The sequence below is a fragment of the Rhodococcus sp. MALMAid1271 genome (assembly GCF_049195265.1).
Taxonomy (GTDB): Bacteria; Actinomycetota; Actinomycetes; order Mycobacteriales; family Mycobacteriaceae; genus Rhodococcoides.
In genome coordinates, this window is the sequence record NZ_JBMIRQ010000078.1 from 81,888 (window position 1) to 104,582 (window position 22,695).

Consider the following 22,695-nt stretch of genomic DNA (forward strand, 5'->3'; position numbering starts at 1 on the left):
AGTGCTTTCTACTCCGTTCCGCTGCGTGCCCGATACATCGAACCCGCGGGGTTTCGCTCGAGGTATCCGGTGTCCACGAGCTCGCGTCGCAGTGTCGCGTAGTCGTCGTCGAACAATCTGCACAGTTCGTTGATCTGGTGTTCGGAGGACCAGCTCGTCGAACTCACTTGTCGTGCAATAGCATTCAGGAATCCGGGACGATCCCGACTGTATCGAGACATCTGGGTCGGAGGCGGCGTCCTCCGGGGTAGCGTCCGAAAGCTCTCGAAGGTTGCCGCGTCGACGACGAGGTGTTCGTCCACCCGAGTCACCACCGACAGCGCGAACAGCCGCGCAACGGCCTTGCCGATCGCGCGGCCGGGTAGTTCGGTGTGAGATCGGAGTGCAGTCAATGTCGAGACTCCGCTGCCGATCGCGAACAAAACCGACCGCAGTTCCGGGTCTGCGAGCACATGAAGCACGCTGGTGGCGTGGTCCAGCAACGGCGCATCGTCGTGGACGCCGATGGATTCGAATCGCAGCGGAACACCGGTCTGCGCAACCATCTCGTCGGTGAAGTTCACCTCGGGGACGGACCCGGATCGTTTTCTGAGCAGGCCGATCCCTGCCTGGTCGTCGATCGCGGGGATCGTCAGGGCCTCGACATCATCGGCGCGGAAGCGTAGGAGTGCATTCCACAATGGATTCGCCTCGGCCGGCAGGGACGAGTTCTCGATGGCCAGAATTCCGCCGGCAGCAATGTATGGCCACAAGGCGCGTATCAGCCGTGCGTCGGTCACCAAGGACGTGCTCTCGACGAAGGCGAGATCGAACGGGCCGATGTCCCGCAGGTGGCGTGCCGGTAGGTCGAACACGGAACCGGTGATCGATTCGACGAAATCGAAACGCGGCCGATGTTCGCGAACGAAGTCGTCGATCCCGCAGTCGCTCGGATCAGCGGCAAGGTTCCACAGTGTGGGCGATGCTGCGACGGAGATCGATTCGAGAGTCAGTGCCAGTGCGCGCACGGCACTCGCCGAGCAGATCGTCAGAACTCGTTGTGGCCGAACCATTGTCACCAGGCCTGCCACGATCGTGGACACGCTGCCTGCGCCATCCGCGGAACTGGTGGACACGGTAGCCCCTTTCCGAAGGCCTGATGGGATGCGCGCGCTCCGGGGTGCGGCATGCGCGCTCGATTGCGGTGCTTTCCACCTTCTCACGGCCGGGTGACTCGGCTACCCGAGTCCGGTGATACGATTCGAGACGTTCCGTATCGTATTTGGAATTCGAGGTAGCCGATGGAGACACGTCGCGCTGGGCGTCCACGTGACGACGAGCGAGAGTCCGACATCCTGCGAGCCGTCGCCGATTTGCTCGGCGAGGTCGGCTATGACGCTCTCACCTTCGAGGCCGTCGCGCGCCGGGCAGGAGCGTCGAAGGCGACACTGTATCGGCGGTGGAAGACCAAGCGTGAGATGGTTATTGCCGCAATCAAAGCCGGACCGGCCCGTGCGGACGGTCCGGTCGACATCGACACCGGTTCGCTGCGCGGAGATCTACTCGCTCTGTGTGAGCGCCTGGTGCAGACGATGATGGCGGCCGACGGCTCGATGTCGCTGCTACTGCTTCAGGCCGGGCTCGAGGATCCGGAACTGTGCGAGGAGATCGAGCGGACGGCAGGTCCCACCGGTGCCCGGCTTCCGGCGTCGGTTCTCGACGCAGCAATCCGGCGCGGTGAACTGCCGAGCGGCACCGACCCGTTTCCGTTCGAGGAAGTCGTGGGCGCAACGATTCTGCTCAGGCGACTCAACGGCCTCGCCGTCGATGACCGCTATCTCCGGGCACTCGTGGATTCGGTGATCGTTCCCGCTCTGCGCGTAACAGCATCCCAACCCAAGGACCTTCCGGCGGGGATCTTTTCCGGTCACCCAGCCCACCGAGTCGACGAGGAGACGACATGACTGCATTCACGATCGAAGGATTCCGCTACGAGAAGGTTCCAGGCTGCGAGGGCGTCGAGCTCAGCGTGGCAGTGGCAGGCACCGGACCGGCATTGGTGCTGCTGCACGGGTTTCCGCAAACGCACTTCATGTGGCGAACGGTTGCCCGCGAACTGGCCGCCGACCACACCGTCATCGTCCCTGATCTGCGCGGATACGGCTCGAGCGACAAGCCGGTCGAGAGTAGCCCCGCCACGTATTCCAAGCGGACGATGGCGCGCGACATCCTCGCTGTCGCCGCATCGTTCGGGTTCGACAGTTTCGGTCTGGTGGGCCATGATCGCGGAGCCCTTGTCGGTGTTCGCGCCGCCCTCGACCACCCTTCGGCAGTGCGATATCTCGGCATTCTGGACGTGCTTCCCACCGCCGACACCTGGGACGTGTTGCGGGGAGTCGACGCCAAAGTGGCCTGGCACCTGTATCTCATGGCGCAACCGACAGGGCTGCCGGAGCGGATGATCAGGGCCGTCGCGCCCGAATTCTTCGCATCGTTCCTGGACGCGTGGGACCCCGATGGTTCGACCTTCACTCCGGATGTGCGGCAGCACTACATCGACAGTTCGGTCGGTGCGGTGGATTCCATCGTCGCCGATTATCGCGCGACAGCGGGCATCGACCTCGAGATGGATCTTCAGGACCGCGCAGCCGGCAAGCAGCTCGTCATGCCGGTGGGAGTGATTTCGCAGGATTGGGGATCGCAACTGGGGTTCGACGCGGCGTCGCTGTGGAGGGTCTGGGCGAGGGATTCGACGTATGAATCCATCGATGCGGGCCACTTCATGGCGGAAGCGACACCGAAGGAGATCGCGCACTTCATCACCCGCTTGTCCGAGCGCGACAAGGCTTGATCGCACCGTCCTGCCGGTGACTTCGGGAACCGGCGAAGGTCGATACTTCGGAACCCGATCGACTTCAAGGAGCGACATGGCAATTCTGACCTACAACATGCATGTTTCCCTCGACGGCTACATCGAGGACCCTGCAGGCAGGATCGATTTCTCCGTACCCGACGAGCAGACACATCGATTTTCCAATCAGCAGACCGAGTCGACCGCTGCCTTCCTGTTCGGGCGTCGCCTGTACGACGTCATGGAGGACTTCTGGACGGATCCAGAACGCGCCGACGGTGAGGAGGTCGAGGCTGAGTTCGCCGAGTTGTACAAGGCCACTCCGCGGATCGTCTTCTCCGACACCCTCGATGCCGTGGCCGACGGCTGCCGGCTGGTGCGCAGCGTCGATGCTCTCGCGGAGGTGCAGCGCCTCAAGCGCGAGACCGAGGGAAAGTTGGCTGTGGGCGGGGCCTGCCTGGCCGAGTCGTTGGTCGAGGAGATCGATCAGTTCGAGCTCATCGTTCTGCCGACCATCCTCGGCGGTGGGAAGCCGTACTTCCCTGTGGGCCGTCGACTCGATCTCGTTCTCGAGGAGCAGCAGCTCTTCGAAGTATCGAGATGGATGTATCTGCGCTACAGCGTCTCTCGTCGACAGTCGCCGTAACAATCGACCGCGGCGCACAATGAGCACATGACTTGCGGAGACCGGGACAGCTGGCTGACGCTGCCGTCCCATCACGTGTGGCTCGACTCCGAATCCTCGCGCCTGCTCGGATTCGGAACCTCGCTCGAGCATCCTGCAGGTGGCGCGGTGTGGCTCGACGATCGTGGCAATCCGGATCTCGCGCATCCGGCGCTGACGTACATCACGGCACGAATGGCGCACGTCCACTATCTCGCATCCATACGGGGGCGACCAGGATCCCAGCGGACGGCGGATCGCGTCTTCGACGGACTGCTGACGACCTTGCGGGACAGCCGAAACGGTGGCTGGTTCGAGTCCAGTGCCGATGCACTGTCACCGGATGCCGCCAAGACCGCCTACACGCATGCCTTCGTGGTGTTGGCAGCATCGGCAGCAACGGGCGCGGGACACCCGAACGGGCGGGAGCTGCTGGGCGAAGCCCTCGATGTGGTGGAGCGCCGGTTCTGGGACGACCAGTACGGGATGTGTGCAGATACCTGGAATGCGGACTGGACAGAACTCGACGACTATCGCGGCATCAACGCCAACATGCACATGGTCGAGGCCTTGCTGGCGGCCGTCGATGCGGGGGCTCGGACGATGTGGCGGGAACGCGCAGTGCGCATCTGCGACAACGTGATCGGCTGGGCGGAGCAGAACGAGTATCGAATCCCGGAACATTTCACCGCCCAGTGGCACCCGCAGCTCGAGTACAACAGCAACGACACCGCGAACCAATTCAAACCCTACGGCGCAACCGTGGGCCACGGATTCGAGTGGGCGCGACTTCTCGTTCAGGCAAGCCTGGCCGATACCGGTGTCCGCGGACGTCGCTACGTCGAGGCTGCGGAGGCGTTGTATCACCGAGCGGCGCAGGACGGTTGGCAGCCAGGTCCGACGCCCGGGTTCGTCTACACCACGGACTGGGCCGGACGGCCTGTGGTGACCGGACGCCTGCACTGGGTGCTGTGCGAGGCGATCGCTGCTGCTGCCACCCTCGGCCGTCACACCGGAGAAGACCGCTACCACAGTGACTATCGCACCTGGTGGGATATCGCCGCCGACTGCTTCGTAGACGGCGTCGACGGTTCCTGGCATCACGAACTCGACACCCGGAACCGGCCGGCCGCCACGGTATGGAGCGGCAAACCCGATCTGTACCACGCCGTCCAGGCCACCTGGATCAGCCGGTACCCGCCGAGCTCGAGTATGTTGGCGGCGCTGCGCACCTCGGCCACCCACTGAACGACGCGTCCGCGGCGCGTGTCGCCAAGAATGCATCGGACGGATGTCCGGTGTTCATGCGTCGTTGTGTTCGCTCCGTAGCCTGGCGAGATAATCCCACCTCGAAGGGCAGGTCATGGAGCTCAGGCATCTGACGGCATTCATCGCCCTCGCCGAGGAACTGCACTTCGGACGCGCCGCCGCGCGCCTGCACATGACGCAACCGTCGCTGAGCACCCAACTGCAGAAGCTGGAGAAGTCGTTGGGCGTGACGTTGGTGGCCAGGACCTCCCGCGATGTGACCCTCACACGCGCCGGGCGGGAATTCGAGAATCAGGCGCGGCTCATCGTTCGGCAGATGGACACCGCCGCGAAGGTGACCAGGGCCGTCGCGACCGGAGAGGAGCGGGCGCTGAACGTCGGCTACAACCTACCTGCCAGTCGTCACGTACTACCTGGTGCCCTGGCTCGGATGAGTCGCAATCACTCCGAGGTCGTCGTCTCGCTGTGGGAGAAGCGAACAGGCCCACAGCTTGCGGCTCTCGACGACGGAACCCTCGATGTCGCGTTCGTGTACGGCCGCCCCGCTTCGGCAGAGTTTCGGCACCGGCGCGTGCTGCAGGCCCTGCCGCTGGTGGCCGTGGTCGGCCGGGCACACCGTTGGGCGGGCCGGTCCAAAGTTCCTTTCGCGGAGTTGGCGACTCAATCCTGCGTTCTGTTCGACCGGGAGCAGTGCCCGGCCATGTACGACTCGATCTTCGCGGCGGCCGCCGACAGCCGCATCGGGCTGCACGTGGCTCAGACGGCCGATGATCCCGGTGCTACGGCTCACGTGGTCTCGGTGAAGCCACTGGTCGGATTCGCGTCGTGGTCGCGGGCGACCTCGGCGGGGATGGGGGCTGTCGGAGCCGACACCGTTGCCGTCACATTGTGCGACCCGGTTCCGACGATAGATCTGTATCTGGTCTGGCGCGGTGAGGAGTCGAACCCCGCGGTGGACGCCTTCGTGAGCTGCATCGAACCGGCGTGATCACTTCAACCCCGATCTGACGAACGCGTCGACGATGTGCCGCTGCAGCACGACATAGAGTAGGAAAACAGGCAGGCAAGCCATTCCGGCGACGGCCATCATCGGACCCCAATCGGTGCCCTCGGTCCCCATGAAACTGCGGAGACCTAGCTGCAGTACGGCATTGCTGCGCTGCAATACCACTGCAGGCCAGAAGTATTCGTTCCAGGAATTGATGAACAGCAGGATCGAGAGCGCCGCCAGTGCAGGTCTGAGGTTGGGAACCACCACCGTCCACAGGATCGACCACGACGAGCGTCCGTCCAGCCGGGCTGCCGAGATGAGTTCCTTCGGGAACCCTGCCATGTGTTGACGAAGCAGCAGCACCGCCAATGCCGAACACAGAGTGGGCATGACCACGCCTGCGAGAGTGTTGATCAGTCCCAGCTGATACAGCAGAACGTAGTTCGGCAACATCGTCACCTGGAACGGCACCAGCCACGTGCCGACGAAGGCGAGGTACAGCACCTTCTGGAACCTGAAGGTGTACATCGCGAAGGCATACGAGGCGAGCAGTGCGATCAGTAGTTGCGCCGTCGACGACGCGAGAGCGACGGCGAACGTGTTGCCCAACAGTCCGAGCAGATCGACCTTCTCGGATGCGTCGGAGTAATTGGCGAGCGAGAGCGGCCAGGGAACGGGTGCGAGTGAATAGACGTCCCCTGGCCTTCGCAGCGATGTCGCGAACAACCAGTAGATCGGGAACACGCAGACCAGTGCAGCGGTGCCGAGCATCAGGTGACCGCGGAGGCGGCCGAAGTCAATCGTCATGGAAAGCAACCTTTTCCGACAGCCAGACCAGTCCGCCGGCAATGGCCCCGAATCCGACGAACAGTACGATCCCCGCAGCGGCGCTCAGGCCGGCATCGAATGTGCGGAACCCGTAGTCCCACAGCAGGTAGTAGATATTCGTCGTCGAGCGAGATGGCCCACCCTGGGTCAGGGTATCGATGAGTGGGAAGGTCCACTGGGCACTGAGGAGCACGGTCATCAGGGCCAGGAACACCAAGGTGGGCGAGAGCAGAGGCAGGACGATCCAGCGGTCGATCTGCGAGTTCGATGCGCCGTCCATTCGCGCGGCCTCCTGATACGAGGTGTCGACACCTGCCATACCAGCGGATACCACCAGCACTGCGAAACCCAGGAAATGCCAACCGGTGATCACGATGATGACGAACTGTGCGGTGTCGGCGTCCTGGATCCAGTTGCGGTCGGACCCGAGGATGCGATTGACGATCCCGGCTCCTGGGTCGAGGAGCCACTGCCAGACGGCCGCGCCGGCAACGGGCGCAATCAGAAACGGCGCGAAAATCAGGCTCTGGTAGATCACCCGCGCCCGTCCGCTCACCGATCTGGTGGCGAACGCGACGATCACCGGCAGTATCAGAGAAAAAGGCAACAGTCCGAGAATGAGAACCACTGTGCGCCAGAGAGAATCCGCTACGTCGGGTAGCTCGAGCAGTCGTCGATAGTTCGCGGATCCGACCGGCACCATCGGAGTCGTCGGTAGGAGATTCCACGAATATGTGGACAGTTCCGCCGCCTGTGCCAAGGGGCGATAGGTCCAGATGATCAACAACGCGACGGCCGGTGTCAGATACAGGTAGGGCTGCGCAGATCGGACCAGGCGCGTCCATCGGGTCTGCAGGGCATGCTTACCGGTGTCCACGGTCTCTACGCCGGCAACGGTGTCCACGGCCGCGTTCGGTGGATCTTCGACGACGACGAACACTCCGGTCACCCGGCCCGGCGTTCGAGATCCGCCAGTTTCTCCAGCATCGACTGCTGAGACCGGTCGTAGACAGTTGCCGACGGTGTCGCATCGACTGCAGTTGCGGTACAGCCCGATTCGAGGAGATCGATTCGGGTGAAGCCGAATCCGCTGAGGCCTCGGTGCCGTCCGGCCGGTGGAGCGGCATCGACCCGGTACGACATCGCTGGTCCGACCCACACCGGAACACCGCCGATGGACCCGGCCCCGGTGTGGTGGGAATGGCCGCAGACGATCATGCGGACATCCGAACCGGCGATCGCCTCCTCGAGATCTGCAGGATTCTGCAGTCGTAGGTGATTCACCGTCACCACCGGCGACGAAATGGGTGGGTGATGCAGTACCAGGATCGAACCTCGGGGAGATGGAACCGTCAATTCCGCTGCAAGCCAGCGTAGTTGATGAGGCTCGATTCGGCCGTCGTGCCTGCCCGGTGTGGAGCTGTCGAGAACTACGATGCGGACACCGTCGACGACATGGACGGAGTCGAACGTGCGATCCGGATCCGAGACCGCGTTCTCGCCCAGGAGCTCTCGACCGAATGCCGTCCGCTCGTCGTGATTTCCCATCGCGTAGATCGTTGCCGCACCGAGAGACCTGGCCACCGGCTCGACCAGTTCGCGCAGCCGACGGTATGCGGCGGGGTCTCCGTCATCGGCCACGTCACCGGAGAAGACCATGGCGTCCACGCGCTGACCCGACGCCATCAGCTGATCGAGAACGCGGGTCAGATTGGCATAGGTGTCGACGCTGCCGTGGACCAGTTCTCCTTCGGCTCGCAGATGCGTATCGGTCAGCTGCACCAGCGTGAATGCAGGCTCCACTCGTGCCGTGTTCACGATGCCGGAAGGAGCGTTGTCGCCTGCTGCTGAGCGGCGGTCAACGTGCCCGCCGGGTCCGCGCCCTGGTACACGGCCGATTCGACGGCGTCCATCATGCCGTCCCGAATTTGCAGATAGTCGTTGCCAGGCATCGAGACCCACGGTTCCATCGTGGCCAACTGCGTCAGATTGGGGCCGATCAACGGGCTCGACTCGGCCCACTGTTCGAGCCCGTCGGGGTCGTCGACCAGTCCGGTACGCAGTGGCAGGTATCCGATTCCCTTCGAGATCGCGGTGTAGGAATCCTCGCTGGTGAGGAACTTGATCAGCTCCCATGATGCGCGCTGCTTCGCTGGATCGGAAGCGAACGTGAACAGCGATGCGCCGGAGTTGGTCGGTACCACGGGGTTCGAGCCGAACGCCGGCATCGTGGTGGCTCGCAGGTCCCACTTGCCCTGCGCGCCCTCGATGAACTTTCCCTGAATTGCGCTGGTTTCGAGGATCATTCCCATGTCGCCGCGTGCGAAGGCCTCGTAACCCTGTTTCTGGTTGAGCTTCGGAGTCGCGCCGGAGTCGACGAGCCTGCGGGCCATGGTGACAGCTTCGACGGCGGGGGCAGCGTCGAACTCGAGCGTCGACCGGTCCTGCGAGATAACTCTGCCTCCGTTGGATCGAACCAGGCTCTGGAAGCACCAGTCTTTGGCCGACTTGGTGAGGCAGTCCAGGTACACCCCACCTTTCCCGGTCTTCGACGCGATGGCCGATGCCGCCGATGCCACCTCGTCCCAGGTGGTGGGCGGCTTCGCCGGATCGAGGCCGGCCTGCTCGAACAAGCTGGCGTTGTAGTAGAAGACGGGAGTCGAAAAGACGAACGGCACTCCGTATGTCGTGCCGTCCCAGTCGGCGAGTGTTCGAGCGGTGGCGGCGTAGGGGTGCGATGCGCCGTCGAAGTTGCGTTGCACCTCGTCCTTGCCGACGAGATCGTCGAGCGATTTCGCCCCCAGCTGATGAATGGTGAAATCGAGGTCACTGAAGCCGAGCTGTGCCACATCCGGTGCTGCCCCGGCGACCATCTGGCTCTGGATACTCGACACCGTGTCCGTCGCGGGATTGGGGCTGTTGCCCTGAGGCTTCTGCGCGGTGACGGTGATGTTCGGGTGCTCGCGCTCGAACTCGGCGATGAGGGTGTCGAACGTATCGGTCCAGGCACCGGCCAATCCGTAGTTGTAGCTCTCGAACACTATCGACACCGGTTGGTCCGGGGCGAGTTCGGGAATCGAGGTCGACCCGGCCGTCGGGCTCGAGGCCGACGTGGTGCCGAGTCCTCCGCAGGCTGTCAACAGGAGCGCGCTCACTGCCAGTGCTCCCGATCCGGTGAGAATGCGTTTCATTGTCGGTACTCCGTTCGATTCAGAGGGATGGTCGGTCATGCGACGAAGAGGGGTTCGCCGGTGCGTGCGGGTGCGTCCTGCGGTACCCAGGTCAGGCGGCGTCCGGTCTCGGGGTCGAACAGGTGCACGTCCACAGGCGCGACCCGAGCTCCGATCGGAGCGCCGACGCGAGCGGTGGACGGTCGAGATGCTCTGATACACAACGTGTTCACGCCGGTATGAATGTGGATCAGCTCCTCGCTGCCGAGATTCTCGACCGCGGTGACGTCCCCGGTCACCGGTGCGTGTGTGTCCGCAATGTGCAGCTTCTCCGGCCGAATGCCGATGGTGACCGGGTGATCGGTGTGGGCCTTCGCCTCGATACCCAGCGCAATGTTCACCCCCGGTGCGATGGCATGGAGTTCACCGCGATGGGCTGTGACGGTGGCGTCGAAGAGATTCATCGGCGGGGCACCGAGGAATCCGGCCACGAAGACCGACCTCGGTGTGTCGTAGAGCTCGGCCGGTGTGCCGACCTGTTCGATACGGCCGTTGTCCATCAGCGCGATTCGCGTCGCCATCGTCATCGCCTCGACCTGATCGTGCGTGACGTACAGGAAGGTCGTGCCGATTCGTCGATGCACATCGATCAACTCGGTACGCGTGGCGCTACGCAGTTTCGCGTCGAGATTGGACAGAGGTTCGTCCATCAGGAATGCGCCCGGATCTCGAACCATGGCCCGGGCCAGAGCAACTCGCTGCCTCTGTCCACCGGAGAGTTCGGCGGGGCGGCGGGAGAGGAGCTCGCTCAGGTCGAGGGCCGCGGCGGCAGTCGCGACGGCGTCGGCGATGTGCTGTCGCGAGAACTTACGCGATCGAAGCGGGAAGCCGATGTTCTTGGCGACACTCAGGTGCGGATAGAGCGCGTAGCTCTGAAACACCATGGCGAGGTCTCGCTCACGCGGCGGTGCGGCGGTGATGTCTTTGCCGTCGAGCAGGATTCGGCCGCTGGACGGCTCGGCCAGCCCAGCGACCAGGCGCAGCAGAGTAGACTTTCCGCAGCCGCTCGGCCCGAGGAGGACCAGGAACTCGCCGTCGGCGATATCGAGGTCCACCTGCTCCAGTGCGTAGGCTGCACCGAACTTCTTGGACACGGACTGGAGTTGTATGCGGCCCACCGAAACCCCTCACATGGTGCTGTCGACATCGATGACGACATGCCACCACCCGGTGGTGTATTCGAGGTGAACTCGGTGCTGCGGTGACGGCGTCACCGGGGGTTGGAACACCGACTGAACTGCATCGATAGGGTTTTGCAGTCGAACGATTGATGCGGTGAGAAAGCGAGAACCTTCCGCGGGGTCCGTATCGGCCCTGTCATACCTGCGCTTTGCGTGCGCGGTACGCGGCAACGGCCGCACGGTTGCCGCAGGTGGTGCTGCAGAATCGCCGAGAACGATTGCGCGAGAGGTCGAGGACGAGGCCGTTGCACTCCGGATCGGCGCACACGTCGAGGCGGGAGAGTTCGTCTGCGCGGATGACGTCGATCATGGCCATGGCGGTCTCGACGATGATCCGCGTCGCCAGCGGACTGTCGTCCGCCACCGCATGAACGTGCCAGTCGAGATCTCCGTGTCGCACCAGTCGCGGCAGTGCCGAGGACTCTGCCAGTAACCGGTTGACCTCGACTACCGCATCCTCGCGGCTGCTGGTGAGCAACGCCCGCAGGGTCGGCCGTAGGGCTCGCACGGCGTCGAGTTCGGCATCGTCTCCGTCGAACCGGCCCGAGTAGCCCTGCTCGGAAATGAACTCGGCCAGCTCCTCGCGTGTGGTCAACGTGTCGGGGTCCTCCGCGGAATTGACCAGTGCCACGGCGGACAGGAGTGACAGTTCCGCGTCATGAGCAAAAAGCATATTGACACCTTACCAAGTCGTTCTCTACTGTCACATGTCATGACGGCCTACACTCATGACGCAAACCAGAATCTTGCGTCCAACCACGACGCTGCGGCACGCTCGCGGCGACTGTCGGGGCTCAGTTTCGCTCTGCTCTCGGCCGCCTCGTTCGGACTCGCGGGCTCGTTGGCCAAAGGGCTGCTCGACGCAGGGTGGACGGCCGGTGCCGCGGTGACCGCGCGGATCCTGCTCGCCGCAGCGGTGTTGTCGATTCCGTCGATCCTGGCTCTGCGGGGACGCTGGGCTCTGCTGCGTCAGAACTGGAAGTTGCTCGCCGCGTACGGCGCGTTCGCCGTGGCCGGGTGCCAGCTCGCATTCTTCAATGCAGTCGGACGCATGGAAGTGGGGGTGGCGCTGCTCATCGAGTTCACCTCGCCTGTCGCCGTGATCGGATGGATGTGGTTTCGTCATCACCAGCGTCCGGGCGGCCTGACCGTGGTCGGCGCGCTGTTGGCCGCGATGGGTCTGGTGCTCGTACTCGACCTGGTTTCCGGTGCCGATATCGACACCCTCGGCGTGCTGTGGGCACTCGGAGCGATGGCCGGAGCGGCCGTGTACTGGGTGTTGTCCGCAGACGAGAGCAACGGACTTCCCCCGATCGTGCTCGCAGGCGGCGGATTGCTTGCGGGTGGGCTCATCTTGCTGCTCGCCGGACTGGTCGGCATCGTGCCGTTCGAGGCCCCGCTCACCGACGTCACTTTCGTCGATGCTGTAGTGCCGTGGTGGGTTCCCATCGTCGGGCTCGGGGTGGTAACGGCCGCGCTCGCCTACGTCCTCGGTATTGCCGCGGGCCGACGCCTCGGGTCGAGGCTGGCGTCGTTCATGGGGTTGATGGAAGTTGTTGCAGCGCTGGTGTTTGCGTGGCTGCTGCTTGGTCAGGCACCGGCTCCGGTCCAACTCGCCGGAGGCGCACTGATTCTGCTGGGTGTCATCGTCGTGAAATCCGGCGAACGCTCGGCCGCGGACGCTCCGATGGAGCCGCTGCAGGGCAGAACCTGAGCGGTCTCCGATCGCGGCTCAGCCGTCGACGCGGCCGAAGACCACCGCGGCCAGAATCGTGTGGGCGCTGGCGATGACGGAGTCGAGTGGTTCGGGCTCGGGCGAGAGCAGCCACTGTTGGGCGATCGTCAGTACCGCCCCCACCAGCCCCATCGCGAGTGTTCGACGGTTCGGCCCGGCGAGGCCCCTGCTGGAACCGACGGTCTCGGCGACCTCGAGCAGAGTCGCGGAGAACGAGGCGGTGGTCTTGCGGTACAACGCGTCGACGACGGGAGAGACGCCCAGGATCTCGACGAAGGCGATGCGGGCCGATTTCGGGTGCTCGGCGACGAACGTGAAAAAGCCCGTCAGGGCTCCCCGGAGCACCTGCTCACTGGAGTCGGTGTCGGCGGCTGCGCCGGCCAGGATGTTCTCGCGCATGTCGTCGGTGGCCCGGGAGTAGGTGGCCATCAGGAGATCTTCGCTGTTGCTGAAGGACTCGTAGAAATAGCGCTTGGTGAGTCCTGCCTGGATACACACCTTCTCCACGGTTGCCGTCCGGTAGCCGGAGGTGCCGAACACCTCGACGGCGGCGTCGAGCAGCCGTGTGCGGCGTTCTTGCTGCCGCTGTTGCGGGGGCGCGCCGCGGTAGGTGCGGCCGAGTTCACTGTGATCTGTAGTCACAGGAAGATCTTGACACCGCTCGGTATCAGATGCAAAGTGTTCGCAGGCATGAATTCCTATCGAGGGGGACACCATGGCGGCGTCGACGCTGCGAAACAAGGTTGTGCTGATCACCGGCGCGGCCCGGGGGATCGGGGCCGAGACGGCGCGGGCGCTCGCGAGTCGAGGCGCACAGCTGGTCCTCGTCGACGTCGACGAAGCTCCACTGCGTGAGCTCGAGACCCAACTGAAGGCGACCGCGTTCGTCGCCGACGTCCGGAATCTGGACGATATGCAACGTGCCGTCGACGGTGGGATCGCGGCGTACGGGGGCATCGATCTGGTGCTCGCCAACGCGGGAATTGCCAGTTACGGGTCGATCATGCAGGTGGACCCGGCGTCGTTTCAGCGCGTCATGGACATCAACGTGATGGGCGTGTTCAACACGGTTCGAGCTGCACTGCCGTCGCTGATCGAACGACACGGCTACATACTCGTGGTGTCCTCGCTCGCCGCGTTCACCCCATGCCCCGGCTTGGCGGCATACAACGCCAGCAAGGCCGCGGCCGAGCATTTCGCGAATGCGCTTCGCCTGGAGGTCGACTACCGGGGTGTCGACGTCGGGTCTGCGCACATGGCGTGGATCGACACTCCGATGGTGCAGGATGCCAAATCGGATCTCACGGCTTTCCAGGATCTGCTCGCGGTCCTACCCGGCCCGCTCGGCAAGACGATGACCGTCCAGCAATGCGTCGACGCGTTCGTCGACGGCCTGGCCAAGCGCAAACGCCGCGTCTACGTGCCGCGGTGGGTGGGCGCAGCCTCCTGGTTCAAGGCAGTCATCACCTCACGGGTCGGCGATCGCGCCATGCTCGCGCACGTTCCGACGATCCTGCCGAAGATGGACGAAGAAGTAGCGAGCCTGGGTAGATCCGAAAGCGCCCGCAACAAGACCACCTGATCCACCACACCGAAGGAATCGTTGCCGACATGACTGCCGTACTGCCTTCCCCCGAGGTCGATGTCCTCATCATCGGTGCGGGACTGTCCGGGATCGGTGCTGCGCGCCATCTCGGGCACGACCTGCCCGGCAAGACCTACACGATCCTCGAAAGCCGTGGCGCGATCGGCGGAACGTGGGATCTGTTCCGCTACCCCGGCATTCGCTCCGACTCGGACATGTACACCCTCGGATACAGCTTCAAGCCGTGGATGGGCGACAAGTCCATCGCCGACGGCACCGATATCCGCGAGTACATCGTCGAGACGGCCCGAGAAGCGGGGGTCGACAAGCATATTCGGTTCCATCACAAGGTCGTCGCACTCGAATGGTCCAGCGAGCAGCAATTCTGGACGGTGACCGCGCAGCGCACCGACACCGATGAAACGGTCACCATCACTGCGTCTTTCGTGTTCTCCTGCAGTGGCTACTACAACTACGACAAGGGCTTCACCCCCGAATTCGCCGGCCAGGAGAACTTCGGCGGTCAGGTGATCCACCCGCAGCACTGGCCCGAGGACCTGGACTACGCGGGCAAGAAGATCGTCGTCATCGGCAGCGGTGCCACGGCGATCACCCTGGCACCCAATCTCGCCCAGGACGCCGAGCACGTCACCCTGCTACAGCGATCGCCCAGCTACATCCTCTCGCTTCCCTCGAAGGATCCGATTGCGCAGACGCTGCGTCGTCGGCTGCCGAAGAAGTTGGCGTACAGCGTCACTCGTCTGAAGAACGTGTCGATGGCGATGCTGATCTACTCGCTGAGTCAGAAGTATCCGGAATTCATGAAGAAGCGAATCCGCAAATTGCAGGAGGGCTGGCTGCCGAAGGGGTACGACCTCGACACCCATTTCACTCCGTCCTACAACCCGTGGGATCAGCGGCTGTGTCTGGTGCCGGACAACGATCTGTTCCGCGCCATCCGCAAGGATCAGGTCTCGATCGTCACCGATCACATCGACACCTTCACCGAGACCGGACTGAAATTGAAGTCCGGACAGCAGCTCGACGCCGATATCGTCGTCACCGCAACGGGATTGAACCTCTCCGCCCTCGGTGGTGCCCAGTTCCGAGTGGACGGCAAAGACATCGACCTGCCCAGCACCATGGCCTACAAGGGCATGATGCTCACCGGGATTCCGAACTTCGCCTTCGTCGTCGGCTATACCAACGCGTCGTGGACGCTCAAGGCAGACATGGTCTCCAACTACGTCATGCGACTGCTCGCGCACATGGACGACAACGGGTACAGCACCGTCGAACTCGAGCGCGACCCCTCCGTCGGTGAGGAACCGTTCCTCGACTTCGCTGCCGGCTACGTGCTGCGCGCGGTGGACAACTTCCCCAAGCAGGGGAGCGAAACCCCGTGGAAGCTGCGGATGAACTACTTCCGGGATCTGCCGGTGCTGCGCTACGGCAAGCTCGTGGACGGTGCCATGAAATTCGGGCGACCCCGCTCGAAGGTCTCGATCGGATCCTGACGGGAATTACGCCCGTCAGCTCGGTGAGTCCTTGTACAGCAGGGACTTCGGCGTGGCCGGTCCCGGCGTGGCAATAGTGCAGTGACCTACCGGATGCGACCCTCGCGGAGCGTGCGCTCCGCGAGATCGCGCAGAGGTCCGGTCAGTGCCGAGTCCCCGACTCGGCATGATTGCTCGCCGACCGACACCTTCCACACGAACGTGTCGCGAGCATCCGAGCGGTCCGCGTCGGCGGCTTGTTGATCGGCAAGGTACGGCTGCGCTGCCTCGACCAACGATTGCCACTCGGGCGCGTCGGTCTCGACGATCCCGCGCTTGGACATGCCCGCGACGCCGCCGGTTCGCAGTACCTCGATGCGCAGACTCATCTGCTGTGGATCACACCCGATCGTCGCTCGACTTCCCTGATGTCTCGACTCCCACGGTAGACCACCCCGTGGCCACCGCCCTGACAACGTCGGAACCGGACCCGAACCGCTTGTTCGCTGCCCTGAGTGTCGCGGCCGCGAAACCCGAGAAGTTCACCGTGGGGGCGAGCCCACCGAGGGTCATCGTGTCGAACCAGACCTGACCGACTCGATCCCATGCCGGACCACCCAACGTGGTGGCGGCGACGGCGAACGCACGATTGGGGATACCCGAATTGATGTGCACGCCACCGTCGTCCTCGGTGGTGACGACGAAGTCGTCCATACTCGCCGGCTGCGGGTCCTTGCCGAGTACATCGTCGTCATAGGCGGTACCGGGCTCGAGCAACGATCGCAGGGCCTTGCCCTGGACGGCGGGGAGGAACAGGCCCTCGCCGATCAGCCACGATGCGTCCTCGGCGTTCTGCTTCTTGGTGTATTGCTCGACGAGTGCGCCGAACACGTCGGAGACGGACTCGTTCAGTGCACCTGATTGATCCTTGTACTCGAGCGGACTGGTGTACTGCGTGAAACCATGGGCGAGCTCGTGCGCGATGACGCCGACCGAGACGGTGAATCGACCGAACACCTCGCCGTCCCCGTCGCCGAACACCATGCGTGAGCCGTCCCAGAACGCGTTGTCGTAGTCCTGGCCGTAGTGCACCGTCGCATCGAGCGGCAGGCCACTGCCGTCGAGACTCGAGTAACCGTAGACCTCCTCGAAGAACGCATACGTCGCGCCAAGACCGTCGTACGCCTCATCGGTGGCGGCATCGCCGGTGGGGTCCTCGCCCTCGGACCGAACCTGCTGGCCCGGTAGGTCACGGGTGGACTTCGCGTCCGAGATCGTGCGTTCGAGTGTGCCGTCGGTACTCGGGGCGATGGCCGTGCGGGCCTGCACCACCTCACGTCCGGCGCGCATCTCGCGATCGGCCAGCAGCGTGGCACGGGCCCCTGCTCCCTGCAGCCGCTCGAGGAGAAACGGTGGCACGACCGGATGGAAGTGGAATGGGCGGAACGAATCGGAACCGGACACTGACGGCATACATGACCCCCTACGAGTTGGCGTGCACCCAGTGTGCCCGAGGGGACCGACAGGCCGCTGAACTCCCGCCCTGCCGATCACCGCGTCGGCATGGTCGGTGGGGCCGGCGTCGAGTGGGCGTCAGAATCGACGACGCAGGCGCATTCCGATGGGGCGGCCGTCGGGGTCGACGAACAGCCGGTACGCGAGTGCTGCGAGTCGTTGTTGCCACACCGGCGGCACCGAGATCTCGTGTAGTCGAAGCCGTCCTGCCGGACGTGGCCCCGACGAGGGGTTTCGGTGCCAGTTGTCGAGTGCGGTGGTGCTGGCGGAGATCACGTCGAAGAACTGCTGCGGATCCACCAGGTCGGCGTCGTCGCCGTCGGCGCGGCCGAGATGTTCGCGGGCCAGCTCCAAGCGCAGGTTCCGGGCGTGGACGCGGGCACCGTCGCCCAACCCGGCGGGATCGAGTGGCTCGCGCGTATCACGGGTGTCGTCGATGATCGCCGCCGTCAACTCCGAATCGTGAGTCCAGGAGCGGCGATTGAAGTTGTCCGAACCCACTGCGGTCCACACGTCGTCGATGATGCAGACCTTGGCGTGTACGTATACCGGTATGCCCCGGTCGTTTTCGATATCGAGTACCAACACTCGGTCGCCGCCGGCAGCGCGGATGACCTCGAGCGCAGCCGAATGTCCCAGCAGCGCAGAGGGAATGGTGATCGGGCTGTCGTCGTCGAGATGTTTGGGCACCACCACTACCAGTTTCAGGTTCGGTTTGCGCCGCAGCGCCGCCGCGAACACTCGAGCGACGTCGACCGACCACAGGTACTGATCCTCGATGTAGATCAGCTCGCTCGCCCGATCGAGGGCCTTCGCATACGCCCGGGCGGCGCTGCGCTCGCCCTTCGTCGCGAAAGGGTAGGCGGGGCGTCGCCGTGGATACGTGCGCAGCAACTGCACCGAGCAGGTCCCGACCGGTTCCGGGGGATCCGACACCGGTGGCAGCTCCGAGGGCTCACGCGTCACTCCGCGCACGAAGTCGGGGATCGCGTGCCACGGCAGGCGTGACAGCGCGGACGGGTCCTCCCAGCGTTCGCGAAACACGTCTTCCACATCTCGTACCGACGGCCCCTCCAGTTGCACCTGCACGTCGTGCCAGGCCGGGATCTCGCCGTACTCGGGTGGAAAGGGCCGCGACACCGGATCGCCGAAGTGGTTTCCATCATCGCGTCGGGCACGGGCGAGATCGATACCACCGACGAACGCAACGTCCGATGCCTCGGGCCGTCGATACCGGACGACGACGAACTTCTGGTGGTGGCTTCCGAGTGTCAGCACACGTTGGTCGAGGATCATCTCGCCGCCGGCTTCCTCGAGGCGCAGCGCGAGCTTGCGGTTCTTCGGGCCGGTGTAGCCGAGCGTCTCCATGTGCGAGCGCCACACCATTCCCTTCACGACGCCGCCGCGGTGGGCAACTGCGGTGAGTGCGTCCTCCACGGACACCCCGTCGTCGGTGAGCAGCTGCTCCGGGTCTCCGCGCCAGTCGGCGAAGAACACCAGATCACCGCGTTCGGCCTCTTCCAGGGCACGGGCGAGCGCCGCGAAGTACGTCTTGCCGTGCACGAGATTCTCGACGCGGTTGCCTTCGGTCCAGGGTGCGATTCGGGTGTCGTCGTTGCCCCGTTCGGTCGCCGTGAGGAACCATGGGTGCCCCGGATCGAACTCCCGCGCGGGAGCGATCAGGGCTGAGGTGGATCGGCCGAAGCGTTCGGCGATACCGTCGACGACGAGCCGGATGCGCTGCACTATCACTTCCGCATCATTCCATCCGGTTTGAAGCAGCGACAGGGCGGGCACCCGAGCCACATGACTCAGGTACCCAACGTCACGCTCAGAAACGGCAAGCTGATTCCGCAGCTCGGCTTCGGCGTGTTTCAGATCGATCCCGACGAGACGGCCAAGGCAGTGGAGTCCGCCCTCGAGATCGGCTACCGCCACATCGACACGGCCGAGATGTACGGGAACGAGAAGCAGGTCGGCGAAGGCATCCGGAACTCGGGCATCGACCGAGACTCGGTGTTCGTCACCAGCAAGCTCAACAACGGCTTTCACCGGCCCGATGACGCACGCAAGGCTTTCGACAAGACTCTCAGCGATCTCGGCACCGATCATGTGGATCTGTTTCTCATCCACTGGCCGTTGCCCACCCGCTACGACGGCGACTTCGTCTCCACGTGGAAAGTGTTGGAGGAGTTCGCCGCTGACGGCCGAGCGCGAAGCATCGGCGTCTCGAACTTCCAGCCCGCGCACCTCGACCGGCTGGCACAGGAGACCGAGACGGTTCCCGCCGTCAACCAGATCGAGGTACATCCCTACTTCGTCAACGGTGACGCCTGGGCTTACGGCCGCGAACATGCCATCCCCACCGAGGCGTGGTCGCCCATTGCGCAGGGCAACGTTCTCGACGACCCCGAGTTGAAACGGATCGCCGAGGAAACAGGAAAATCCACAGCTCAGGTGGTTCTGCGCTGGCATATCCAGCGCGGAAACATCATCTTCCCGAAGTCGGTGACGCCGGAGCGGGTCAAGGCGAACTTCGATATCTTCGACTTCGAGCTCAGCGCCGCCGATGTCGACGCGATCACCGCATTGGACAAGGGAGAAGCAGGTCGAAACGGGCCCAATCCCGATACTTTCGACATGATCCCGGACTAGCACGTAACACTGTGGGCTCGAACGTCATCGGACGTTCGAGCCCACAGCCACGTCATGGCAAGGTCAGCGCGGATCCGGTTGCGGCGAGCACCTGCTCTGTCGTGACGCCAGGTGCGAGCTCGGCAAGGGCCAGAGACCCGTCGCCGACCACGTCGATGACCGCGAGGTCGGTGATGATGCGATCGACGACGCCTTGCCCCGTCAGTGGCAGCGTGCACGAGTCGAGAATTTTCGGGTTGCCGGCGCGGTCGGTGTGCTCCATCACGACGATGACACGCCGAGCGCCGTGGACGAGGTCCATCGCACCGCCCATGCCCTTGACCATCTTGCCCGGCACCATCCAGTTGGCGAGGTCGCCGTTGCGCGAGACCTGCATGCCGCCGAGTACCGCTGTGTCGATGTGTCCGCCGCGAATCATCCCGAAGCTCAGTGACGAATCGAAATACGCGGCACCGGGATTGACGGTGACCGTCTCCTTACCTGCGTTGATCAGATTGGCGTCGACGGCGTCCTCGGCCGGGTACGGCCCGGTGCCGAGGATGCCGTTCTCCGAGTGCAAGGTGACTTCGACCTTGTCGGTCAGGTACCCCGGGATCAACGTCGGCAGGCCGATCCCGAGATTGACGTATTCTCCGTCGACCATCTCCGCTGCGGCGCGTTCGGCCATCTGGTCGCGGGTCCATCCTGCTTTCATGCTCGAACTCCTGAACTGACGGTGCGCTTTTCGATGCGTTTGTCCTGTGGCCCGGTGTGCACGATGCGTTGGACGAACACTCCCGGGAGGTGTACCTGTGCCGGGTCGATCTCGCCGGGCTCTACGAGGTTCTCGACCTGCGCGATGGTGATCTTGCCTGCCATGGCGGCGAGAGGGTTGAAGTTCATCGCGGTTTTGTCGAACACGAGGTTGCCCGCGGTGTCTGCTGTTTCGGCGTGAACCAGTGCAAAGTCCGCGTTGATCGATTCCTCGAGAACATAGCGCTTGTTGCCGAACACGCGAGTTTCTTTGGGAGGCGATGCAATCGAGACCGAGCCGTCTGTGTTGTACCGCCACGGCATTCCGCCGTCGGCGATCGGACTGCCGACCCCGGCGGGGGTGAAGAATGCGGGAATTCCGGTGCCGCCTGCGCGTAGGCGTTCGGCGAGGGTGCCCTGCGGAGTGAGTTCTACTTCGAGTTCGCCGGCGAGGTACTGCCGGGCGAACTCCTTGTTCTCCCCGACGTAGGAGGCGGTGACGCGACGAATACGGCCGGCCGTCAGCAGAATTCCGAGTCCGTAGCCGTCGACTCCGCAGTTGTTGGAGAACACTTCGAGTTCGTCGGCGTCGGTGTCTGCGATGGCCTCGATGAGGGCGTCCGGGATGCCGCACAGCCCGAAGCCGCCGACCGCGATGGTCGCCCCTCGGCCGATGTCCGCAACCGCCTCGGCGGCGGACGCGTAGGTCTTGCGTGTCACTGGAGCTCCTGACGTGTTCGTTGAGCAAACAATGTCTCTAGTGAACCTGACCAGCTGTTATATCGGGAGTTTTGCCCGAAACTGCTCGTTCGTCGAACATTCTCGGACCATGCGTCCACTCAGTGGACGTATGATGCGGCGGTGACGTCACCAGATGCCAACGCGAGTGTGATTGGAAAGATCTGCGCACTGCTGCGCGCGGCAGGAGGCGAGGAGCCGTCGGGTTCCTCGACCACTGCGCTCGCGCGGGCGGCCGGTATTGCGCGCCCAACAGCGCACAGGCTGCTGTCCTCGCTGGCCGGCGAAGGATTCGTCGACCGAGATGCCGCAACCGGCCGCTGGTCGCTCGGACCCGAGATGTATTTGCTCGGATCGATGGCCGCGGTGCGCTACGACATCACTGACCTGGCCCGAAATATCGTGCAGCGCTTGGCTGCCGAGAGCGGAGAGAGTGCCTTTCTCTCTGCACGCCGGGGAACGGAGACGGTGTGCCTGCTCCGAGTGGAAGGGAGCTTCCCGCTGCGCTCGCACGTGCTCTACGAGGGGATACGGTTTCCGCTCGGGGTTGCGTCAGCCGGGTTGGCGATTCTCGCGCACCTGCCCGACCGCGAGCTCGACGGGTATCTGAGTCGTGTGGATCTGGTACCCGAGTGGGGTGAAAGCCATTCCAGCGGAGAAATTCGTCGGCGCGTCGCAGAAACTCGGACAACGGGATTCGCCGTCAACCCGGCTTTGCTGGTCGAAGGTAGCTGGGGCCTTGGTGCCGCCGTGTTCGATCGCGCCGGCCAACCCGCGTGGGCGCTGAGCTTGACCGGCGTCGAAACCCGGTTCCGCGAAGACCGGCGCCGGGAACTGGGCACGCTACTACTCGATGCGGCTCACCGCCTCACTGTTCAACTCGGTGAGCGGCGCAACTGAGTGAGCGGCTGACTGGGCGATGCAGCTCTCGCTCGTCAGCTGTCGAGTTCGTCGAGAATGTCCGCGGCATCCTGGCTCCCGGCCGCCGCCAATCTTGTCAGTTCGAGGCGATCGCCGCGTTCGCCGGCCAGTTCGACGAGGATATCGAGGGCGTCGCTGCTGCCGGCTTCGGCGAGGGAGCGGAGTTCGTCGAGGTCGTTTCGCTCGCCCGCACGTTCTACCAACTCGTCGACGGCGTCCTGATCGCCGCCGCGCGCGCGAGCTCGCAACTCGGCAAGTTCGGATGACGTTGAATCGGGCTCGGTCATGAGTTGGAGTGTAGAACGACTGTCGGCTGGATGGATAT

At 64.1% G+C, this 22,695-nt stretch carries 24 protein-coding genes; 10 read left to right on the top strand and 14 right to left on the bottom strand.

Going from position 1 to position 22,695, the window contains the following annotated elements:
* Positions 1-8 precede the first annotated feature (8 nt).
* Entirely contained in the window at positions 9-1,115 is a 1,107-nt protein-coding gene (locus ACOQFP_RS10780) for a DUF2087 domain-containing protein (protein ID WP_206490831.1), read from the bottom strand.
* A 165-nt stretch (positions 1,116-1,280) separates the two neighbouring features.
* Here ACOQFP_RS10780 and ACOQFP_RS10785 point away from each other — a divergent pair, with 165 nt between their 5' ends.
* The 5 genes from ACOQFP_RS10785 (at position 1,281) to ACOQFP_RS10805 (ending at position 5,751) form a co-directional block, all read left to right on the top strand.
* Complete coding sequence (locus ACOQFP_RS10785; protein WP_421584313.1) at positions 1,281-1,943, top strand: TetR/AcrR family transcriptional regulator; 663 nt, start codon at positions 1,281-1,283, stop codon at positions 1,941-1,943.
* Positions 1,940-2,830: an alpha/beta hydrolase gene (locus ACOQFP_RS10790; protein ID WP_421584314.1), complete on the top strand. Its 891-nt coding sequence runs from the start codon at positions 1,940-1,942 to the stop codon at positions 2,828-2,830. The genes ACOQFP_RS10785 and ACOQFP_RS10790 overlap by 4 nt, the downstream gene beginning before the upstream one ends.
* A 76-nt stretch (positions 2,831-2,906) precedes the next feature.
* Positions 2,907-3,476, top strand: coding sequence for a dihydrofolate reductase family protein (locus ACOQFP_RS10795; RefSeq protein WP_421584315.1), 570 nt, complete (start codon positions 2,907-2,909; stop codon positions 3,474-3,476).
* A gap of 27 nt (positions 3,477-3,503) precedes the next feature.
* Complete coding sequence (locus tag ACOQFP_RS10800; protein ID WP_421584316.1) at positions 3,504-4,742, top strand: AGE family epimerase/isomerase; 1,239 nt, start codon at positions 3,504-3,506, stop codon at positions 4,740-4,742.
* Between the two features lie 115 nt (positions 4,743-4,857).
* A complete protein-coding gene (locus ACOQFP_RS10805; protein WP_421584317.1) occupies positions 4,858-5,751 on the top strand; it encodes a LysR family transcriptional regulator in 894 nt (297 codons plus the stop codon).
* On the opposite strand, the gene ACOQFP_RS10810 is transcribed toward ACOQFP_RS10805, so the two are convergent.
* The 6 genes from ACOQFP_RS10810 to ACOQFP_RS10835 form a co-directional block, all read right to left on the bottom strand.
* A complete protein-coding gene (locus tag ACOQFP_RS10810) occupies positions 5,752-6,561 on the bottom strand; it encodes a carbohydrate ABC transporter permease (RefSeq protein WP_241257118.1) in 810 nt (269 codons plus the stop codon).
* The gene (locus ACOQFP_RS10815) at positions 6,551-7,522 is read right to left on the bottom strand and encodes a carbohydrate ABC transporter permease (protein ID WP_374222408.1); all 972 of its coding nucleotides are present in this window, start codon (positions 7,520-7,522) and stop codon (positions 6,551-6,553) included. Before ACOQFP_RS10815 ends, ACOQFP_RS10810 begins: the two co-directional genes overlap by 11 nt.
* A gap of 5 nt (positions 7,523-7,527) precedes the next feature.
* Positions 7,528-8,400, bottom strand: coding sequence for a metallophosphoesterase (locus ACOQFP_RS10820; protein WP_341244317.1), 873 nt, complete (start codon positions 8,398-8,400; stop codon positions 7,528-7,530).
* Complete coding sequence (locus ACOQFP_RS10825) at positions 8,397-9,773, bottom strand: ABC transporter substrate-binding protein (RefSeq protein ID WP_421584318.1); 1,377 nt, start codon at positions 9,771-9,773, stop codon at positions 8,397-8,399. Before ACOQFP_RS10825 ends, ACOQFP_RS10820 begins: the two co-directional genes overlap by 4 nt.
* A 35-nt stretch (positions 9,774-9,808) precedes the next feature.
* Complete coding sequence (locus ACOQFP_RS10830; RefSeq protein ID WP_421584319.1) at positions 9,809-10,930, bottom strand: ABC transporter ATP-binding protein; 1,122 nt, start codon at positions 10,928-10,930, stop codon at positions 9,809-9,811.
* 199 nt (positions 10,931-11,129) lie between these two features.
* Positions 11,130-11,666, bottom strand: a complete 537-nt coding sequence (locus tag ACOQFP_RS10835) for a CGNR zinc finger domain-containing protein (RefSeq protein WP_206490819.1) — start codon at positions 11,664-11,666, stop codon at positions 11,130-11,132.
* 39 nt (positions 11,667-11,705) lie between these two features.
* On the opposite strand from ACOQFP_RS10835, the gene ACOQFP_RS10840 reads away from it, so the two are divergent.
* A complete protein-coding gene (locus ACOQFP_RS10840) occupies positions 11,706-12,707 on the top strand; it encodes an EamA family transporter (protein WP_421584320.1) in 1,002 nt (333 codons plus the stop codon).
* An 18-nt stretch (positions 12,708-12,725) separates the two neighbouring features.
* Here ACOQFP_RS10840 and ACOQFP_RS10845 read toward each other — a convergent pair whose 3' ends face one another.
* The gene (locus ACOQFP_RS10845; protein WP_341244320.1) at positions 12,726-13,370 is read right to left on the bottom strand and encodes a TetR/AcrR family transcriptional regulator; all 645 of its coding nucleotides are present in this window, start codon (positions 13,368-13,370) and stop codon (positions 12,726-12,728) included.
* 73 nt (positions 13,371-13,443) lie between these two features.
* Here ACOQFP_RS10845 and ACOQFP_RS10850 point away from each other — a divergent pair, with 73 nt between their 5' ends.
* Together ACOQFP_RS10850 and ACOQFP_RS10855 are read left to right on the top strand one after the other, a co-directional pair.
* The gene (locus tag ACOQFP_RS10850; RefSeq protein WP_206490816.1) at positions 13,444-14,310 is read left to right on the top strand and encodes an SDR family oxidoreductase; all 867 of its coding nucleotides are present in this window, start codon (positions 13,444-13,446) and stop codon (positions 14,308-14,310) included.
* Between the two features lie 29 nt (positions 14,311-14,339).
* Entirely contained in the window at positions 14,340-15,830 is a 1,491-nt protein-coding gene (locus tag ACOQFP_RS10855) for a flavin-containing monooxygenase (RefSeq protein WP_421584321.1), read from the top strand.
* An 86-nt stretch (positions 15,831-15,916) separates the two neighbouring features.
* On the opposite strand, the gene ACOQFP_RS10860 is transcribed toward ACOQFP_RS10855, so the two are convergent.
* From ACOQFP_RS10860 to ACOQFP_RS10870, 3 genes are all read right to left on the bottom strand, one after another.
* Entirely contained in the window at positions 15,917-16,198 is a 282-nt protein-coding gene (locus ACOQFP_RS10860; protein ID WP_206490814.1) for a protealysin inhibitor emfourin, read from the bottom strand.
* A gap of 10 nt (positions 16,199-16,208) precedes the next feature.
* A complete protein-coding gene (locus tag ACOQFP_RS10865) occupies positions 16,209-17,228 on the bottom strand; it encodes a M4 family metallopeptidase (RefSeq protein ID WP_421584322.1) in 1,020 nt (339 codons plus the stop codon).
* Between the two features lie 174 nt (positions 17,229-17,402).
* Positions 17,403-19,076 carry a phospholipase D family protein gene (locus ACOQFP_RS10870; RefSeq protein WP_421584323.1) on the bottom strand — a complete coding sequence of 558 codons (1,674 nt, stop codon included), beginning with the start codon at positions 19,074-19,076 and terminating at the stop codon, positions 17,403-17,405.
* A 54-nt stretch (positions 19,077-19,130) separates the two neighbouring features.
* Here ACOQFP_RS10870 and ACOQFP_RS10875 point away from each other — a divergent pair, with 54 nt between their 5' ends.
* A complete protein-coding gene (locus ACOQFP_RS10875; protein ID WP_421584324.1) occupies positions 19,131-19,979 on the top strand; it encodes an aldo/keto reductase in 849 nt (282 codons plus the stop codon).
* 52 nt (positions 19,980-20,031) lie between these two features.
* Here ACOQFP_RS10875 and ACOQFP_RS10880 read toward each other — a convergent pair whose 3' ends face one another.
* Together ACOQFP_RS10880 and ACOQFP_RS10885 are read right to left on the bottom strand one after the other, a co-directional pair.
* A complete protein-coding gene (locus ACOQFP_RS10880; RefSeq protein WP_421584325.1) occupies positions 20,032-20,673 on the bottom strand; it encodes a 3-oxoacid CoA-transferase subunit B in 642 nt (213 codons plus the stop codon).
* Entirely contained in the window at positions 20,670-21,431 is a 762-nt protein-coding gene (locus tag ACOQFP_RS10885; protein WP_421584326.1) for a CoA transferase subunit A, read from the bottom strand. The genes ACOQFP_RS10880 and ACOQFP_RS10885 overlap by 4 nt, the downstream gene beginning before the upstream one ends.
* Positions 21,432-21,572: 141 nt before the next feature.
* On the opposite strand from ACOQFP_RS10885, the gene ACOQFP_RS10890 reads away from it, so the two are divergent.
* A complete protein-coding gene (locus ACOQFP_RS10890; protein WP_421584327.1) occupies positions 21,573-22,349 on the top strand; it encodes an IclR family transcriptional regulator in 777 nt (258 codons plus the stop codon).
* A 35-nt stretch (positions 22,350-22,384) separates the two neighbouring features.
* On the opposite strand, the gene ACOQFP_RS10895 is transcribed toward ACOQFP_RS10890, so the two are convergent.
* Positions 22,385-22,657: a hypothetical protein gene (locus tag ACOQFP_RS10895; RefSeq protein WP_421584328.1), complete on the bottom strand. Its 273-nt coding sequence runs from the start codon at positions 22,655-22,657 to the stop codon at positions 22,385-22,387.
* Positions 22,658-22,695 lie beyond the last annotated feature (38 nt).

Bases quoted from the DNA above. Each gene is read 5' to 3' on its own strand.
- ACOQFP_RS10880 (WP_421584325.1), bottom strand. From the start codon at position 20,673: ATGAAAGCAGGATGGACCCGCGACCAGATGGCCGAACGCGCCGCAGCG.
- ACOQFP_RS10810 (WP_241257118.1), bottom strand. From the start codon at position 6,561: ATGACGATTGACTTCGGCCGCCTCCGCGGTCACCTGATGCTCGGCACC.
- ACOQFP_RS10875 (WP_421584324.1), top strand. From the start codon at position 19,131: ATGACTCAGGTACCCAACGTCACGCTCAGAAACGGCAAGCTGATTCCG.
- ACOQFP_RS10800 (WP_421584316.1), top strand. From the start codon at position 3,504: ATGACTTGCGGAGACCGGGACAGCTGGCTGACGCTGCCGTCCCATCAC.
- ACOQFP_RS10795 (WP_421584315.1), top strand. From the start codon at position 2,907: ATGGCAATTCTGACCTACAACATGCATGTTTCCCTCGACGGCTACATC.
- ACOQFP_RS10835 (WP_206490819.1), bottom strand. From the start codon at position 11,666: ATGCTTTTTGCTCATGACGCGGAACTGTCACTCCTGTCCGCCGTGGCA.
- ACOQFP_RS10855 (WP_421584321.1), top strand. From the start codon at position 14,340: ATGACTGCCGTACTGCCTTCCCCCGAGGTCGATGTCCTCATCATCGGT.
- ACOQFP_RS10825 (WP_421584318.1), bottom strand. From the start codon at position 9,773: ATGAAACGCATTCTCACCGGATCGGGAGCACTGGCAGTGAGCGCGCTC.
- ACOQFP_RS10840 (WP_421584320.1), top strand. From the start codon at position 11,706: ATGACGGCCTACACTCATGACGCAAACCAGAATCTTGCGTCCAACCAC.
- ACOQFP_RS10785 (WP_421584313.1), top strand. From the start codon at position 1,281: ATGGAGACACGTCGCGCTGGGCGTCCACGTGACGACGAGCGAGAGTCC.
- ACOQFP_RS10805 (WP_421584317.1), top strand. From the start codon at position 4,858: ATGGAGCTCAGGCATCTGACGGCATTCATCGCCCTCGCCGAGGAACTG.
- ACOQFP_RS10850 (WP_206490816.1), top strand. From the start codon at position 13,444: ATGGCGGCGTCGACGCTGCGAAACAAGGTTGTGCTGATCACCGGCGCG.
- ACOQFP_RS10790 (WP_421584314.1), top strand. From the start codon at position 1,940: ATGACTGCATTCACGATCGAAGGATTCCGCTACGAGAAGGTTCCAGGC.
- ACOQFP_RS10860 (WP_206490814.1), bottom strand. From the start codon at position 16,198: ATGAGTCTGCGCATCGAGGTACTGCGAACCGGCGGCGTCGCGGGCATG.
- ACOQFP_RS10895 (WP_421584328.1), bottom strand. From the start codon at position 22,657: ATGACCGAGCCCGATTCAACGTCATCCGAACTTGCCGAGTTGCGAGCT.